The sequence below is a fragment of the Acidaminococcus timonensis genome (assembly GCF_900106585.1).
GTDB classification, from domain to species: domain Bacteria; phylum Bacillota; class Negativicutes; order Acidaminococcales; family Acidaminococcaceae; genus Acidaminococcus; species Acidaminococcus timonensis.
Window position 1 is genome coordinate 1,154,490 of sequence record NZ_FNWH01000006.1, and the last position, 16,110, is coordinate 1,170,599.

Annotated in this window: 19 protein-coding genes and 1 pseudogene; all 20 read right to left on the reverse strand. The window is 56.0% G+C overall.

Going from position 1 to position 16,110, the window contains the following annotated elements; translation table 11 throughout:
* Positions 1-36: 36 nt before the first annotated feature.
* A complete protein-coding gene (locus BQ5462_RS11285) occupies positions 37-183 on the reverse strand; it encodes a hypothetical protein (RefSeq protein WP_159429689.1) in 147 nt (48 codons plus the stop codon).
* A gap of 85 nt (positions 184-268) precedes the next feature.
* Positions 269-1,588, reverse strand: a complete 1,320-nt coding sequence (locus tag BQ5462_RS09330; RefSeq protein WP_071143051.1) for an SGNH/GDSL hydrolase family protein — start codon at positions 1,586-1,588, stop codon at positions 269-271.
* Between the two features lie 342 nt (positions 1,589-1,930).
* The gene (gene tatC / locus BQ5462_RS09335; protein WP_041666081.1) at positions 1,931-2,647 is read right to left on the reverse strand and encodes a twin-arginine translocase subunit TatC; all 717 of its coding nucleotides are present in this window, start codon (positions 2,645-2,647) and stop codon (positions 1,931-1,933) included.
* Positions 2,619-2,816 (reverse strand): twin-arginine translocase TatA/TatE family subunit, encoded by a 198-nt coding sequence (locus BQ5462_RS09340; protein ID WP_012937922.1) that lies wholly within the window; start codon positions 2,814-2,816, stop codon positions 2,619-2,621. Before BQ5462_RS09340 ends, tatC begins: the two co-directional genes overlap by 29 nt.
* A gap of 77 nt (positions 2,817-2,893) precedes the next feature.
* Positions 2,894-3,349: pseudogene (locus BQ5462_RS09345) on the reverse strand (flavodoxin); the annotation flags it as partial.
* Positions 3,350-3,652: 303 nt separating this feature from the next.
* Positions 3,653-4,279 carry a flavodoxin gene (locus BQ5462_RS09350; protein WP_071143052.1) on the reverse strand — a complete coding sequence of 209 codons (627 nt, stop codon included), beginning with the start codon at positions 4,277-4,279 and terminating at the stop codon, positions 3,653-3,655.
* Between the two features lie 15 nt (positions 4,280-4,294).
* Positions 4,295-4,714: a cupin domain-containing protein gene (locus BQ5462_RS09355; RefSeq protein ID WP_071143053.1), complete on the reverse strand. Its 420-nt coding sequence runs from the start codon at positions 4,712-4,714 to the stop codon at positions 4,295-4,297.
* Between the two features lie 198 nt (positions 4,715-4,912).
* Complete coding sequence (locus BQ5462_RS09360) at positions 4,913-6,034, reverse strand: MBL fold metallo-hydrolase (RefSeq protein ID WP_071143054.1); 1,122 nt, start codon at positions 6,032-6,034, stop codon at positions 4,913-4,915.
* Between the two features lie 232 nt (positions 6,035-6,266).
* Entirely contained in the window at positions 6,267-7,436 is a 1,170-nt protein-coding gene (locus BQ5462_RS09365) for an iron-containing alcohol dehydrogenase (RefSeq protein WP_071143055.1), read from the reverse strand.
* Between the two features lie 170 nt (positions 7,437-7,606).
* Entirely contained in the window at positions 7,607-8,740 is a 1,134-nt protein-coding gene (locus BQ5462_RS09370; protein WP_071143056.1) for an alpha/beta hydrolase, read from the reverse strand.
* 123 nt (positions 8,741-8,863) lie between these two features.
* The gene (locus BQ5462_RS09375; protein ID WP_071143057.1) at positions 8,864-9,757 is read right to left on the reverse strand and encodes a LysR family transcriptional regulator; all 894 of its coding nucleotides are present in this window, start codon (positions 9,755-9,757) and stop codon (positions 8,864-8,866) included.
* Positions 9,758-9,958: 201 nt separating this feature from the next.
* On the reverse strand, positions 9,959-10,693 hold the full coding sequence (locus tag BQ5462_RS09380) for a 5'-methylthioadenosine/S-adenosylhomocysteine nucleosidase (protein ID WP_071143374.1): 735 nt from the start codon (positions 10,691-10,693) through the stop codon (positions 9,959-9,961).
* A gap of 84 nt (positions 10,694-10,777) precedes the next feature.
* Positions 10,778-11,497, reverse strand: a complete 720-nt coding sequence (locus BQ5462_RS09385) for an SIMPL domain-containing protein (protein ID WP_071143058.1) — start codon at positions 11,495-11,497, stop codon at positions 10,778-10,780.
* An 86-nt stretch (positions 11,498-11,583) separates the two neighbouring features.
* Positions 11,584-12,087: an RrF2 family transcriptional regulator gene (locus BQ5462_RS09390; protein WP_071143059.1), complete on the reverse strand. Its 504-nt coding sequence runs from the start codon at positions 12,085-12,087 to the stop codon at positions 11,584-11,586.
* 55 nt (positions 12,088-12,142) lie between these two features.
* Positions 12,143-13,066 (reverse strand): thioredoxin-disulfide reductase, encoded by a 924-nt coding sequence (gene trxB / locus BQ5462_RS09395; RefSeq protein ID WP_071143060.1) that lies wholly within the window; start codon positions 13,064-13,066, stop codon positions 12,143-12,145.
* Complete coding sequence (locus BQ5462_RS09400; protein WP_071143061.1) at positions 13,063-13,389, reverse strand: thioredoxin family protein; 327 nt, start codon at positions 13,387-13,389, stop codon at positions 13,063-13,065. Before BQ5462_RS09400 ends, trxB begins: the two co-directional genes overlap by 4 nt.
* A gap of 118 nt (positions 13,390-13,507) precedes the next feature.
* Entirely contained in the window at positions 13,508-14,845 is a 1,338-nt protein-coding gene (locus tag BQ5462_RS09405) for a Na+/H+ antiporter NhaC family protein (RefSeq protein ID WP_071143062.1), read from the reverse strand.
* A gap of 137 nt (positions 14,846-14,982) precedes the next feature.
* A complete protein-coding gene (locus tag BQ5462_RS09410; protein ID WP_235819617.1) occupies positions 14,983-15,396 on the reverse strand; it encodes an OmpH/Skp family outer membrane protein in 414 nt (137 codons plus the stop codon).
* 152 nt (positions 15,397-15,548) lie between these two features.
* Positions 15,549-15,749 (reverse strand): heavy-metal-associated domain-containing protein, encoded by a 201-nt coding sequence (locus BQ5462_RS09415; RefSeq protein ID WP_071143064.1) that lies wholly within the window; start codon positions 15,747-15,749, stop codon positions 15,549-15,551.
* 42 nt (positions 15,750-15,791) lie between these two features.
* Positions 15,792-16,082: a metal-sensing transcriptional repressor gene (locus tag BQ5462_RS09420; protein ID WP_071143375.1), complete on the reverse strand. Its 291-nt coding sequence runs from the start codon at positions 16,080-16,082 to the stop codon at positions 15,792-15,794.
* Between the last annotated feature and the right edge of the window lie 28 nt (positions 16,083-16,110).

Genomic DNA, 16,110 nt, shown 5'->3' on the forward strand with positions numbered 1-16,110 from the left:
CCGATACGTTGCCATAGAAAAATCGTATCGTTTTCTCTAAATCAGTTGTTTTTCTTTCCAGGCTCCGCTCTGCCGCAGCTGCCGGTTGGAGAACAGCTTCTCCTTTGTATCCAGGGTCTCTTCCTTCCGGGGAAGGAGCAGGCTCTTCCAGGATTCCAGGGTCGCTGCCGCCGTCACCATCATGCCTTCCTCCTTCTATCGCTTACAGGTTGGCCCCCAGCTGTTCTGCGCAGTTCAAGATGACGTCATGCATGGACAAATTCCTCCTTTACACCCGTCCAGCCATAGCCGTGTTGATGGCCTGGGCCATGATCTGTTTCATATTCCAGTCGCCATGGATTCCGTCCAGGGCCAGTTCCGTCGGAAGGTCCTTCTGCTCGTCGAACTGGGCCGCCACATCGATGTGGTCCCGGCTGCGGATGTAGTCGTTCACCTGGGCAAAGGACTGCCGCCAGTTTTCGTAGGTGGGTTCGTCAAAGGCCTTGTCGATGTTGGCCGGATTGATGGGCGGCAGCGTCAGGTAGATGGGGGTAATGCCTCGTTCCCGTGCCTTTTCTCCGATGGCCTCCAAATCCCGGATCACATCCTCCGCCGGTACGCCGGCCCGCAGGCTGTTGGTGCCGCCCATGATCAGCAGGTACTTCAGCCGGAAAGCCGGTACATCCCGGTCGAACCGTTCCAGCATCATGGCGCTGGTGTCCCCGCTCTGGGACAGGTTGATGGTCCGGAAGCCCAGATAGTGGCTGTAGCTGTAGGAGTAATCCACGGGGCTGTAGGAAAGGTGCCCGCCGCCGTGGGAAATGCTGTCGCCGTAGATACCCACTTTGATGTCCCCTTTGGGCAGGGTGGTGAACTTCTGGGCTTCGCTCCATTCCCCTACGGGATTGCCGGCGTCGTCCATGCCCCGTACCCGCCAGTAGTAGGTGCCGATCCGGGGCTTTTCATCGTACAGGTCCGTCAGCTTCGTGGTCTGGGCAAACACCCGGTAGCGGGAAGGAGCCGTGCCATTGGGGTTTTCCGGCCGATGGTCCGTGACTTCCACCTCATACTGAGTGGCGCCGGGGTTGCCCGTATAGGCATATACAGGGTACAGCAGCTCGGAACCGTTGTCCTCCATGCTGCTGCGTGGTACGGGGGCATTCCGGGTCACCTTCTGGAGGCTGCCGCTGACGGGCTGCATCTGGGAGTAAGATCCCACCGGATTGCCGTCCAGATCGTAGGCCCGCACCCGGTAATACAGGAGCGGCTGCGTTTTTTTACCCTTCAGTTCCCCCATGGGCAACAGGATGGCGCTGCCATACACGTGGCCGTTGCGGTAGATGGCGTCCGGACTGGGTTTGTCCGGATCCAGGCTGGCGGGGATCCCATCCAGGATCTCCACTTCGCTGCGAACCGCATCCAGCCGCTGGGGCCACTGGAGCAGTCCCAGGTCCACGGTGGCCGTCTGGGCCGTTGCCTCCTGAGACATGGTGGTATCCGTAGAAAGCCCAAGGCTCCGGCGGACGGTGCAGCTGCTTCCCAAGAGCAGCGGGACCACCAGAAGTGCCAGCAGGCTGGCTTTTAAAGAGTGACGCACGGTCTTTTGCATGGCCTTTCAGCTCCTTCCTTTTTGTTGTCTATAAAATAACACGGTGTCAGCGATATGTTAAATGCTTATGATATATCATTTGATATACGATTTTTTCATCTCTATAAAATAAAAAAAGCCCTCGGAGGACCTGGGAACGGTCTCCCCTTTACGGGTAGACCCTACGAAATTTTACCGTACGGTATATTGTTTTCGTAGGGACGGCCCATCAGGGACGTCCGAACCCAGGTCTGGAGGGTTTTATTCTTTATTCTTTGCCAGCGTGATCTGGCTTCCATCGGCTCATAGCCCTTGCCATCGCTTTCAGCGACAAGCAGATAGCCTCCGCTACATACCTGCCATTTACCGTCCCAGCCCGAACCGGATCATGCCGTAGCTCAGCTCGTAGAGCAAAATCAGCGGCACGGCCAGCAGGCACTGGGTCACGATGTCCGTAGTAGGCGTCAAAATCCCCGCCGCCACGAAACTGCCGAAGATCACGAATCGTCTGGCCTTCCGCAGCTGCTCCGACCGGATGAGCCCGGCCAGGGCCAGGAACAGCAGCGCCAGCGGCAAGTTGAACAGCACCCCGAAAGGCAGCACCAGCATCACCATGAAATCCAGATAGCTTTCCAGGGAAAGCAACGGCTGCACTGCCGGGGACGTGAACTCCAGGAAGAACGCCAGGCCCCGGGGCAGCACGATTTCAAAGGCGAAGACGCAGCCGCCCACGAACAGCAGCACCGAAAAAGGGACGAAGGCCAGCAGGGTCTTCTTCTCTTTCTGTGTCAGCGCCGGCAGCAGGAACGCCCACAGCTGGTAGAACCAGACTGGAGAAGCCAGCAGCAGCCCGACCACCGCCAGCACCTTGAAATACGTCATGAAGGCTTCGGCCGGTTTCAAAAAGTACAGGGTCCCGGCCGAACGGGTGAGAAAGGCCATGATCGGGTCCATGAAGAAGAACGCCGCCACCATGCCGATTCCCACGGCCAGCAGGGATTTCAGGATCCGCCGACGCAGCTCCTCCATATGTTCCACCCAGGTCATATCATCAGTCCTGCTTTGCGTCCGGCTTGCCATCCTTTCCACCTTCTTTTTCCCGGCTTTCCACGGGAGCATAGAAGGCCTCCTTGAACTCCCGGATGCTCTTGCCCAGGGCGCTGCCAATGGTGGGCAGCTTGCCCGGTCCGAACACGATCAGCCCGATGATCAGGATCATCATCAATTCTGGTACGCCCAATCCAAACATCATGTCCTCCTTCCGGATCCTTCCAAAATCCACACTGCGTTTCCGCTGATTCTTGGAATCACTTTACGAACTATTTCTTATGCCAGACAGGTTTTCACCTGTTCCAGCCAGGCTTCCACCTGCTTCTGGGGCGTCACCTGGGTACTGCCACCCTGAGAATCGAACTGTACAGCCAGCTCCGGTCCGAACTGGGCTCCGGGACAGGCCTTCTTCAAATCGTCCAGCACATGGGCCGGCCAGCCGCCATGGGTGGCAAAGGGGATCACCAGCTTGCCCTTCATATCCTCCTCATGGAGGAACGTCTTCATGGCCGGGGCCATGGTATACCACCAGGTGGGCGTGCCCAGGGCGATGGCGTCGTAATCCTTCACCTTAAAGAAACGGGGTGCCAGGACGGGTTCGTAGCCCCGCTGCACATCCTTTTCCGCCTGATCCACCACCACCTGGTAGTCCTGATCTTTATAGGCGGTTTTCGTATCGATCCGGGCCAGGTCGCCGCCAGTAACCTTCTGCAGCTCCTCCGCGATCTTTTTGGTATTCCCGTTGGACTAGGAATAATAGACAATCAGCAGTTTCTTCATAATTTATTTTCCCTCCTGTATCCGTTGTCTTCAGCATACCAGAAATCCGCAGCAATATGAAATGCTTATTGATTCTTATGCATGATACGGAAAATGAATGGATAAGTCACGAGTCTCGAGTCTCGAGTCTCGAGCTTATGGAAAGGACCCGCCCTTAGCGGACGGGTTCTTCTGATTTTATTATTTAAATTTTCTCCATCGGCTAGAGACTAGAGACCATTGACTAGAGACTGAGAACCGCAGTGCGGCTCTCCCTTATTTCAGTCCCAGGCTGTCGACCCAGCTGTTCACCTTGCTGTCGTCGATACCGCCGGTGAAGCCCATGCCGCTCAGCCAGTTGCCTTTGCCGCCAGCCATGGCCTTCAACTTCTCCACGCTGCCGCCCATACCGCTGCTGGCGGAAGTGCTGAAGGGGATTACCGTCTTGCCGGTGAAATCGTTGCTCTTCACGAACTGGTTCAGAGGCCAGGCTGCTATGCCCCACCAGATGGGGTAGCCCACGAATACGGTATCGTAGTCTTTCCAGTTGGCCGGTTTGGCATTCTTCAGAGCCACATCCTGCAGTTTGGGATCCTCGTGTTCTTTATAAACACGGGCGCTCTTGTTGTTGTAGTCCAAGTCCGCTTCCGTGTAGGGCTGCTGGGGTTCCAGCAGGTACAGGTCGCCGCCGGTCTTCCTGGCGATGTCCCTGGCTACCTGTTCCGTCCGGTGGCTGTTGGTGTAGTACACTACCAGCACCTTCCTGGCTTTGGCCGGTGCCTTTTCCGCAGCGGCGGTCTGGCTGCCGCCACCCGTGGTATTGCTGGCCTGGCTGCCGCAGGCGGTCACGCCCAGCAGGCTTACGGCCATGCAGACGATGGCAAAGAATTTCTTCAGTTTCATTGTGGTTTCCTACCCTTATTTCAGCTTGTTGTATTCGTCCGGATCCACGGCTTCGCACCATTCGTTGCTGCAGCCTTCTCCGGGGATTTCCAGGGCCAGATGCTGGAAGGCGCAATCCTTGGCAGCGCCGTGCCAGTGCTTCACTTCCGGCGGGATGTTCACCACATCGCCCGGTTTCAGTTCCCGTGCCGGCTGCCCCCATTCCTGGTACCAGCCCCGGCCGGCGGTGACAATCAGCATCTGCCCGCCACCCTTTGTGGCATGGTGGATGTGCCAGTGGTTCCGGCAGCCCGGTTCGAAATTCACCACAGCCGTGGGCACCTGTTCCGTGGTCAGCATGTCCAAATAACTCTTGCCGTCGAAATATTGGGCATAGGCCGTATTTTCCTCGCCCAGGCCAAAAGGCGTATGTTTCAGCATTTCTTCCAGATCCATCGTTCTTTCCTCCTTCAAGAAATCCGGCGATTCTTTATCCGTTGGCTACAGCATAGCACACCTCTGCTGCAATATAAAATGCTTATTTGGTTTTGTGCAATATACGGAAAGTGTATGGTTGGAATTTTACAGGATTTTACAGGTTCTTCCCGGCTGCGAGAAGAACCTGACGAAGCGGCTGAAACTGGGATTGTAGACTTACTCTTTCCACCACTCCCCGGAATCGGACGGTCTGTCCAGCAGCACCAGGGCCCCGATTTCCGGGGTCAACAGGCGGTACGCTTTCCCCCGGCTGGCCTGCCGCAGTTTTTCCATGGGCTCCTGCCAAGGATGACGGGCCAGGGCGAATTTGCTGTTGTGAGCGGGAATGACCAGTTTTGCTCCCACGTCTTCTGCGGCCCGGGCCGTTTCTTCCGGCAGCATGTGGATGGCATGCCAGGCCAGGTTGTACTGCCCGTTTTCCGCCAGCACACAATCGAACCCTCCGAACTTTTTCCCAATGGCCTTGAAATGACTGCCGTAGCCCCCATCCCCCGTATAGTAGAGGCTGCGTTCCGGGGTGAGAAAAGCCATGCCGCACCACAGCGTGGGGTTCTGTTTTAAGAAACGTCCCGAAAAATGCTGGGAGGGCAGGATATGGACCGTCAGCGTATCTGCCAGCCGGATCTCCGTATCCCAGTCCTCCTCGTGGATGATCTTGGGAGCAAAGCCCCACTGCTCCAGATAGGCACCCACACCCAGGGGGCAGACCACCTGACGGACCTTGGGCAGAAGAGCCTTCACCGTAGGGTAATCCAGGTGATCCCAGTGGTCGTGGCTGATTGCCAGCACATCGATGTCCGGGAAATCATCGGCCGTATACACGTTAGAACCGGGAAAAGCCTTGTTCACGAACCAGAGGGGTGAAGCGAAGCTGCTGAACACCGGGTCGATGAGGATGCGGTACCCGCCCATCTGCACGTAAAAGCTGGAATGGCCCAGCCACACCACGGCATCCTGCTGCCGGGGCAGGGCCTTCAGGTTCGTCTTTTCCGAAGGCAGGGACCCGTCGGGCCAGAGCCCCTTTTTATCACCGAACAGGAATTTCCAGGTGGCCGTGAAACGGTTTTCCCGTTCTCCTTCTTTCTGCGACATGACTGGCACCGGTACCAGGTTCTCGAAATGGTCCCCGTGATAATGGGGGGAAGCCTGCATGCGCCGCAGCCGGTCGCCGGTGGGCAGCTCGCCGAACTGGGGCAGATGCAGATACCGGTAGACTCCGCCCGCCGCGGTAGCGGCCAAAAGGCTCAGACAGGCCAGGATGAATTCACGTCTCGTCATAGGGTATGGGTTCCTTCCTGATAAAATCTTTTTCAGCATTTCAAGCATACCAGAAACGGGGCAGGAAAACCAATGCTTATTCGATCATCCTATCCATACGAAAAACGTATCCTATCTATTTCAGCACTCCTGGGGCGGGTCGCCTTGACCCGCCCGCAAAAAAATCCGCCCGAAGGCGGATTTTTCCTTATGCTGCTGACTAGTGACCAGAGACTGGTGGTAGCTGCTCCGCTCACATCGCCCGGCGGAAGATTTCCCGGATTTCTTCTTTCGTCAGTACCCGGTAGCCGCCGGTCAGGATCAGCGTACCGTTCACCAGGTCGTCCAGCATGTCTTCCGTGGCGCCCAGATCTTTCAGGTGCAGTACCAGACCCAGCTGCTGCATCCAGTCTTCCATCTTTTCCAGCCCTTCCTTGGCGATTTCCTCATCGGTCTTGCCTTCCGGCCGCACATCCCATACCACTTTGGCGAACCGCACGAATTTGGGCAGCCCGTCCTTCAGGATGAACCGGTAGTAAGGCAGGGAAACGGCAGCCAGAGTCATGCCATGGGTGGCATTGGTAACACCCCCGGCAGCCTGGCCCAGCATGTGGACCATCCAATCTGTGGATTTTCCCTTGGCAATCAGGGTGTTCAAGGCCCAGGTGGCATCCCACATCAGGTTGGACCGGGCTTCGTAATCCTGGGGATTCTTGACGGCAGTCCGGCTGGCTTCCACCACATTGCGCATGAGGCCTTCGGCCAGGTAGTCGCTGGTATTATCATCCGTACCGGAGAAATACTGCTCGCAGATGTGGTTGAAGATGTCATAGATGCCGGCCACCATCTGGTACTTGGGCAGGGTCATGGTATAGACCGGGTTCAGGATGGAGAACCGGGGCATGATTTTTTCATCGGCGAATACCTTGCCCATCTTCAGCTTCTTTTCCGGATAGGTGATGACGGCCCCGGCATTCATTTCCGAGCCGGTCCCCACCATGGTCAGCACCGTCCCCACGGGGATGGTTTCACAGGTGGGTTCTTCAAATCTCACGAAATATTTTTCCCAGGGGTCTTCGTCGCAGTTCACAGAAACGGACAGGGCCTTGGAATAGTCGATGACGGAACCGCCGCCCACGGCCAGGATGAAATCAGCGCCGTGCTTCCGGGCAATGGCGATGCCTTCCCGCAGCTTGTGGATGGTGGGGTTGGACATAACGCCGGCGATTTCGGCCACGTCCTTGCCGGCTTCCGCCAAAATCTTCGTCACCGCATCATAGATGCCGTTCTTTTTGATGGAACCGCCCCCGTAGACCAGGATGACCTTCTTGCCATACTTGGCCAGTTCAGCCGGCAGGTTCTGCAAGGCATCCTTACCGAAGTACAGTTTCGTAGGGTTGCAGTAGGTGAAATTTCCTAACATGATATTCTCTCCTTTGTAATCAGCAATTCTTTTTCCAATACTACCAACATAACAGAAACATGCGGGAAAATGAAATGCTTATTGGGTTGGCCATTCCATACATAAACCGTATGACAATGGAAGCGGGTCGATCAAAACGATCGACCCCTGCTGTATTGCGTTACCGCAAATCACTTCAAATACTTCTGGAAGAATGCCGTCATTGTATCGAAGGGAATCTTTTCCAGATTGTCGTAAAGATCCGTATGATTGGCCCCCGGGATGATCAGCAGTTCTTTGTTATCGCCTTTCAGCTTCTTGAAAGCATCTTCTCCGAAGTACCGGGAATGGGCCTTTTCCCCGTGGATGACAAGTACCGCACTTTCGATTTCATCCGCATAGGAAAGCAGCGGCATATTCATGAAGGACAGGGCACTGGTGGCATTCCAGCCTTCGTTGGAATTCAGGCTGCGGGGATGGTACCCGCGTTTCGTCTTGTAGTAGGCATAGTAATCTTTCACGAACTGGGGAGCATTGGCCGGTAACGGATCCACCACGCCTCCGGCCCGTTTGAACGTACCCGTGCGGAAGTCTTCCGTCCGCTGGGCATTGAGAGCCCTGCGACTTACCATCCGCTCCTTTTTCAGGGTGGCGGCATCTTTCGTATAATCGAAATATCCGTTGGCCATCACCCGGCTCATATCGTACATGGTGGAAACCACCGTGGCCTTGACCCGGGTATCGATGGCCGCATCGTTAAGTGCCATGCCGCCCCAGCCGCAGATGCCGATCAGGCCGATCCGGTTGGGGTCCACGTCTTTTTCATTGGACAGGAAATCCACCGCAGCGGAGAAATCTTCGGTATTGATATCCGGAGACGCCACATTGCGCACCCCGTTCACACCCCCGCTCTCGCCCGTAAAGGAGGGATCGAAGGCGATGGTCAAAAAGCCCCGTTTGGCCATTTCCTGGGCATACAGACCGGAAGCCTGCTCCTTGACCGCACCAAAAGGTCCGCTGACGGCGATAGCGGCCAGTTTGCCCTTCACATTTTTCGGCTCGTACAGATCGGCAGCCAGCTCGATGCCATACCGATTGCGGAACGTCACTTTCCGATGATTCACTTCTTTGCTTTCTGGAAATACCTTATCCCATTCCTTTGTCAGTTTCAATGGACTTCCTCCCTGTTCCTTCGTCTGGACGGCTGCCTTAGCCTGTTTCGTCTGTGGAGCCGCCTGGGCCTCTGCCCCAAATACCCCCAGGGCACAGGTCATCCCCAGCACAGCCATTGCCAGGACCCTCTGCAGTTTCTTTTTTCCGTTCATAAAAAACACCTCTTTCTGTATTCCAAACCAGTCATTTGCTCTTTCCACTGGTTTCAGTATACAGCAGGAGGTGATTTATTACCAATACTTATATGATTTTATTTGTTATGCTTAAAAAGCATACTAATTGTGAGGTCCGAACACTTCCTCCAGCCGGGCATGGACCACGCCGGCAGCCCGGGAAAAGACCTGATTCTCCTTCCAGACCAGGTAGTTATGAGAATGCAGGGCCGGCTGCAGCGGCCGGAAGGTCAGCTGGGAATGGTGATCCCCATCCAGGGCCAGCAATCCCCCAAAAGAAAACAGCAGACCCATACGCTGCTCCGCAAGGAAAGCTGCATTATAGATCAGATTGTATGTGGCCCGCACGTTCAGCTTCTCCGCCTCGATTCCCAGCCAGTGGTTGAAGATATGATTGTTCAGCAGCTGGCGGGACAGGATAACCGACTCTCCGGCAATATCAGCCGCGGTAATGGCGTCCTTCCGGGCCAGAGGATGATCCTTGCGCAGATAGATTCCCCAGGTATCGTCATAGGGGATTTTGCGGTACACCACCCCTTCCGGCGGCGTCTCCAGGCACAGGAGCCCGAAATCCAGCGTCCCCCGCTGCAGCCCGTCAATGGTCTGTTCCTCGTTGCCACTGTAAAAATGGAAATGGACCTGGGGATAGGCACGGCCCAGGGGCGTCAGGGCTTCCATCACCTGCTTCATGGCCTCCGTCTCCCCGCCGCCGATGTACACATCTCCGGCCACGAACTCCTCCAGATGGGCGAACTGGTCCAGTGTCTTTTCTTCCAGGGTGGTCATTTCCTCAGCCCGGGCCTTGAGAAAAAGCCCGGCTTCCGTCAGTTCTATCCGGCGTTTGGACCGGATGAACAGCGGCGCTCCCAGTTCCTTTTCCAGATCCTGGAGCTGCCGGGAAAGGGTGGGCTGGGTCACGTGGAGTGCCTCTGCCGCCCGGGTGATGTTCCCCTGCCGCGCCACCTCCAGAAAATACCGCAATACACGAAGTTCCATGCCGGTTTACACCATCCTTTCAAGATACCGCGAGTCGATCACGACGATTGCCCTCTGCAGTGTCCCCCTGAAAGGGGGACAGGACCCGCTTGCGGGTAGGGGGTCTCACACCCGACGTACGTCTTACACCCGATGTTGAACCCCTCCACCAGCCATTCGGCTGGTCCCCCTCCCCTTTCAGGGGAGGACAAGGATCGTTATTCACTCTGCACTCTTCACTGCCTTAGACACCCACTCCTGCAGCGCCACCGCTGTATCCGGGTCAAAGGGTTCCCCCAGCCGGTTGTTGTTGGAGATCACCCGCACAGCCCCGAATGGGACTCCCAGACGGGCGGCCACTTCGCCGGCCGCCGCCGTTTCCATTTCTTCGCACAGAGCCCCCGTCTGCTGCTGCAGGGCCGCAATGGCATCCGGCTCGTCGTTCCACTGGTCCCCGCTGGCGATACAGCCCAGCACGCTGCGGCCCCGGGTATAGTGCAGGCTTTCCCGGTCCAGCCAGGCCACCAGGTCCTGATTGCTGTGATGCAGGAACGGGTGGGACCCGGTGAATTCTCTTTCTTTGCTCTCCCCTTCCAGAGCCACCAGGTCCAGGAAATAGGTTTTCCCGTACCGGGCCCGGAACCGGGCATTGGCATTGTACCAGGTCTTTCCAATGACCAGGTCATAGGGATGGAGATTTTCCGTATAACCACCGGCCGTCCCCTGGTTCAGCACCAGCGCAGGCTGGAACCGCTCACAGCCCAGAGCCGTAGCGGCAGCGGCCGCCGCTGTTCCGATGCCTGTCTGGCTGAGCACCACAGGGTACCTGCCCAGTTTCCCCTGCCAGAACTGGAAGCTGCCCACAGACTGCTCCTCCACCTCTGTCAGGGCTGCCAGCAGGGTTGAGATCTCCAGCTCCATAGCGCCCTGCAGCAAAATGGGATGTGAATCATTCACATCCCTGAAACCTTCTTGCTTTCTGTTCCTTTGTCCGCCGGCCCGGTTTTCCTGAGCCAGCCCTTGTTTTTCCCCTGCCATCCGTTACTCCAGGGTCAGTGCAAAAAGGGTATCCACCCGCACCGTAATGGTAAGCGCGGTAGGCGCCAGTTCCGTTTCTGTAGCATCTTCCGCCGCATTCGCCCGGGCCAGTTTTGCCATCATGAGGGGCTGCACCTGGACCACGGACGTGGAAGGGATGCTGGCCTGGCGCAGGACACCCAGGCCCCGCCCACCGGCATTGGCCACTGCCGCCGCTGTATATTTGGCATTTTCCACTGCCTGGGAGAGGAGCTGCCGTTTGATCAGGTCTTCATCCTGCAGGCCGAACTTCACATTGTCCATACGGTTGGCACTGGTAAGACCCTTGTCGATGAGAGTGCCCAGCTTGTCCAGGTTCCGCACCTTCACGCTCCAGTTGGCATTGACCTGATAGCCGTTCAATTTTTGGGCTCCATTCCGTTCATAGGTGTAGCGGGGAGAAATATTGTACCCGGTAGTGGCAATGTCGCTGCGGCTGATGCCCTGCCCCAGCATGGAATTGATGAATCTGGTGCTGGCATCGGCTCCGGCCTGGCGCACTTCTTCCAGGGTAGCGCCCTGCTTTTCAAAAGCGAAGTTCACCGTGGCCATGTCCGGATCCACCGTACGACTGGCCGTACCGGTGATCTGAATGGTGTCCAGAGGCTGGTCGGCCAGCGCAGGGGTGGCATGCAGGCTCAGGGCCAGCGCCGCAGCTGCAAAGATTGCTCCGATTTTTTTCATGGATATCACCTCATTGGAAATATGTTGTAAGCATTATAACATATTTTAAGACGCAAAGGGCAAGGCTACCCTCTACAGCCTCGGATCTAAAAATTTTTATGTTCTTCTCCACACTGCTTATGCCAGGCAGGACAATCGCCAGTAAGGGCCCCATGGCACTCTTTCTGGCTGCGGAGCTGGGTCTCCACGATTTTTACGGTCACATCCCCCAGGGTGATCTTTTTCAAATGTTCCATACACAAAGCATCCATTTCCCGGTACAACCCATCGAACACAGAAGCCATGCCACTGCTGATGAAGCAGTTGTTCTCTTCGTTGCCACTGCGCCACTTGGTATCCACGAATACCGTCCCCATACCCTGGGCAATATCATATAAGGTGACTTTTTCCAGCCCTTCACAGGGACAGTATCCTCCTACATGTCCCTCCCGGGTGGTGATGATGCCCATTTTCTTCAATTTGCCCATGATTTTCCGGACCCGTGCCGGATTGGTGCAGATGTTCTCGGCCAGTTCTTCGCTGGAAGCCAGGCACCCCCGATGAGACAAATAGACCAACGCATGGACAGCTACAATAAAATCACTTTTCATGATAATTCCAGAAAGACAGGACGGACCATGGCCCGCCTGTCTTATTTTCCTCCTCTTATTTCTCGTTCAGATATTCTTCCGCAAAATGGACAGCCACAGCCCCATCAGCCGCAGCGGTGATGATCTGTCGTACCTGTTTCGTCCGCACATCCCCAATGGCGAATACCCCGGGCACAGAAGTCTTTGTATCTTCACCGGCCACGATGTAGCCTGCTTTGTCCGTTGCCACCTGGCCTGCAACCAGGCTGTTTTCCGGCAGCTGGCCAATGGCCACGAACAGGCCGTCCGCCGGCAGCTTCGTCACTTCGCCGGTCTTCACGTTCTTTACGTCCACGGCCGTCAGCTTCTTATCGGCTTCCAGGCCGCTGATCACGCTGTTCCAGATGATTTCCACATGGGCATCTTTCAGGCGCTGCAGGTAGATGGGCGTAGCCCGCAGGGTATCCCGGCGGTGGACCAGGTATACCTTCCGGGCCAGTTTGGCCAGGTACAGGGCGTCGCCCACAGCCGTGTTGCCGCCGCCGTTCACCACCACGGTCTTGTCTTTATAGAAGCTGCCGTCACAGGTGGCGCAGTAGGAAATGCCACGGTTCACCAGGTTCTCCTCCTGGGGCAGGCCCAGTTTCCGGGGATGGGCCCCGGTGGCGATGATCACGGTCCGGCCCAGATAGGTGCCTTCGCTGGTCTCCACCACTTTGGGGTCAGCCGCCAGATCCACTTTGGTCACTTCCGCATATACGGTTTCAGCCCCGGCCTGTTCAGCTCCCTGCTGCATCTTTTCGCCCAGTTCGAAGCCGTCCACCACCCCTGGGAAACCGGGATAGTTCTCCACATCGCTGGTGGTAGCCATCTGGCCTCCCGGGGAGAGTTTTTCCAGTACAGCCGTGCGGAACCCACTGCGGGCTCCATACAGGGCTGCCGTATAGCCGGCCGGGCCGCCACCGATGATCAGGATGTCATAGAGATTCTTTTCACTCATAATGCGCCTTTCTCCTGGAGCCAGGTCTTCACCGCTGCCTTGGAGGGCGGGTTCACCAGCAGTTCACTGCATTTTCCATCTTTCACCAGCATCAGGCTGGGAATGGTCTCTACCTTAAACTGTTCCGCCAATTCCCGCTGTTCGTCGATGTTCACGCTGCCGAAGGAAACCTTGTCGGCCACTTCTGCGGCCAGCTGGCCCATAGCCGGTTTCAGCCGTTTGCAGTAGCCGCACCAGGGAGCGGAGAAGCCCACCACGAACGGTTTGCTGCTTTTCAGTACGTCGCTTTCAAAATTGTCTTTATTCACGCTCAAAAATTCCATGAGATGATACCTCCTTCAGATACTCCAATGTCCGTTGAATTTGATACTGTAATTTTAGCAAATACAGTTAGGAATGTCAATAGGGGGTGCCGCAAATTTGCGGCACCCCCTATTGGTATTACTTATTCTCATGCGTCCCGAACTGGATGGTGATGCAAGTGGCAATCAGCAGGGCAAAGATGTAGTAGCAGTACTTCATCACGTCGAGAGGCGATGTGCCTGCCAGCTGGGTCACGATCAGCATGCCGCCGTCATGGGGCATCACACAAAGGAAGCTGCAGGCGAAGATATCCACCAGGCTGGCCAGACGCCTGGGTGCGATGCTGTATTTGCCTCCCACCACCCTGGCAATGGGACAGGTAACGATGATGGCGATGGTGTTGTTCACCATGGCTGCGGACAAAATGCCGGACAGCAGGCCGATGCCATATTCTGCGCCTTTGCGGCCGTGGATGTGTTTCGTAATCTTCCGGACCATCCATTCCACCCCGCCGTAATACCGTACCAGGGCGATGATACCGGACACCAGGATGGCCACGATGCTGATGGAGAACATGTCCTCCATGCCGCTGCCAAGGCCCCTGGCCCAGGTAAAGATGTCCACCGTACCCTGGCTCAGGCCGATGATCCCGGTCATCAGGATGCCACCCAGCAGCACCAGGGCCACGTTGATACCCCTGAGAGCCAGTACCAGTACAAAGATGTAGGGTAGCACCTGCAGGAAATTATACTCCCCCACCTGGATGCTGCCCACCACCTGGCCGCTGACCAGGTAGTACAGCACCAGGCTCACCAGCGCAGCGGGCAGGGCAATGGCGAAATTCATGCGGAACTTGTCCTGCATTTTGGAACCGCATCCTTCCGCAGCAGCAATGGTGGTATCGGAAATCATGGACAGGTTATCCCCGAAATAGGAGCCGCAGATCACGGCAGCGCATACAGCCGCCAGGTTCAAGCCGGCCCCCTGGGCCACGCCGATGGCCACAGGAGCCATGGCCGCAATGGTCCCCATGCTGGTCCCGATGGCCGTGGAAATGAAACAGCACATCAGAAACACACCAGGGATCAGCAGGGAAGGCGGAATGAACTGAAGGCAGAAGTTCACCACGCTGGTCTTGCCGCCGATGGCAGCAGCCGCCCCCTGGAACCCTCCGGCCAGCAGGTAGATCAGCACGATCATCATGACCCCGGAATCCCCCATGCCGGTGCAGAACACCTTCAGTTTTTCATCGATGGGCCCCTTCCGCCACAGGTACAGGGCAACCAGCGTACCGGCCAGCAGTGCCACATGCCGGGGCAGGTAACTGAAGGGTTTTGGAAACCCCATCAGGGTAAAAGTCATACCGGAACCGATATAGAGCACCAGGAACACCAAAAGAGGCAAAAAAGCCAGACCTCCCAGCTGCCGACCCGTATTTTCCGTATTTTCCGTATTTTCCCTGTTTTTTCCTTTCATCCACGCATCCGCTCCCTTCCTGCTTTGCCAAAAAGATCCAGAAATAGAAAAAGAGGGAAATGCTTGAAAGCATTTCCCTCCCCAAGGCAGTTGACAAATGCCCTATTCCCTATTGTTGAGACACTGCAGCCAAAAACTTATTTTGCACCGCAGGCTTTCATGACATCATTGGTGATGTCCACACCGCCGTCAACCACTGCACCAGCGCTCAGGACGGTGTTGATGCCCTTTTCTTTGGCTACTTTATGCACGGCATCCAGGATTTTCTTCCGGATCGGGTTGAACAGATCCTGTTCTCTCTTGGCAATCCGTTCGGTCAGGGTGTTGTCCAGGGCCCGTTTGCCATTGTCGTCCAGGCTGGGAGCCTTCTGCTGGAATTCCTGCTGTGCTTTCTGCTGTTCCAGGTTCATAGCGGCCCGGGCAGATTCGAAATCAGGATGGTGGGAGAACACGGTATTTAAATCTACATAACCGATGGTGTCTGCTGCGTAAGCCGTTGCCGGAACCACTGCTCCCGTGTAGCCGACGCACACCAGCAATGCCAATGCCATAGCCAAAAACTGCTTTTTCAAAATGATCATCCTCTCTTTAGTCCATTTTCGGAATGAAATCTTAACGAGAGTCATTATATCATGAGTGGATTGCGCGTGCAAGCGAAAAAAGCGACACCCCAACTGGGATGCCGCTTTTCCATGGGTTGGACTTATGCCAGTTCATACCCGGCTTCTTCGATGACTTTCTTGAATTCATCCTGAGGGATGTCCCGGTCAGCGGTCACTTTGGCTGTACCCTTCTCCAGGTCCACATCCACAGCGGATACCCCTGCCATGCCGGCCAGGGCATCATGTACGTGTTTCTGGCACATTTTACACATCATGCCTTTTACATTCAGTTCCTTTTCCATTGTCAATTCCTCCTTCATATATACACAAACAGATCTGGCTGGTTACTTCATGAGTTTCTGCAGCGTCTCGCACAGTTCGTCCACGACTCCGTCATTACCGGCCCGGATGTCATTCACCACACAGCTTTTGATGTGGTTGGCCAGCAGTTTTTTGTTGAAGGCGTTGAGACCATTGCTGATGGCGCTGACCTGGGTCAGGATGTCCACGCAGTAGCGGTCTTCTTCCAGCATTTTTTTCACTCCCCGTACCTGGCCCTCGATCCGGTTCAACCGGGTGATCAGGTCGCGGTACTCCTTACACTCTTTATCCCGCATGGTCTTTTCGTGTTCCATCATACTATACCTCCGTTACGTATATTGT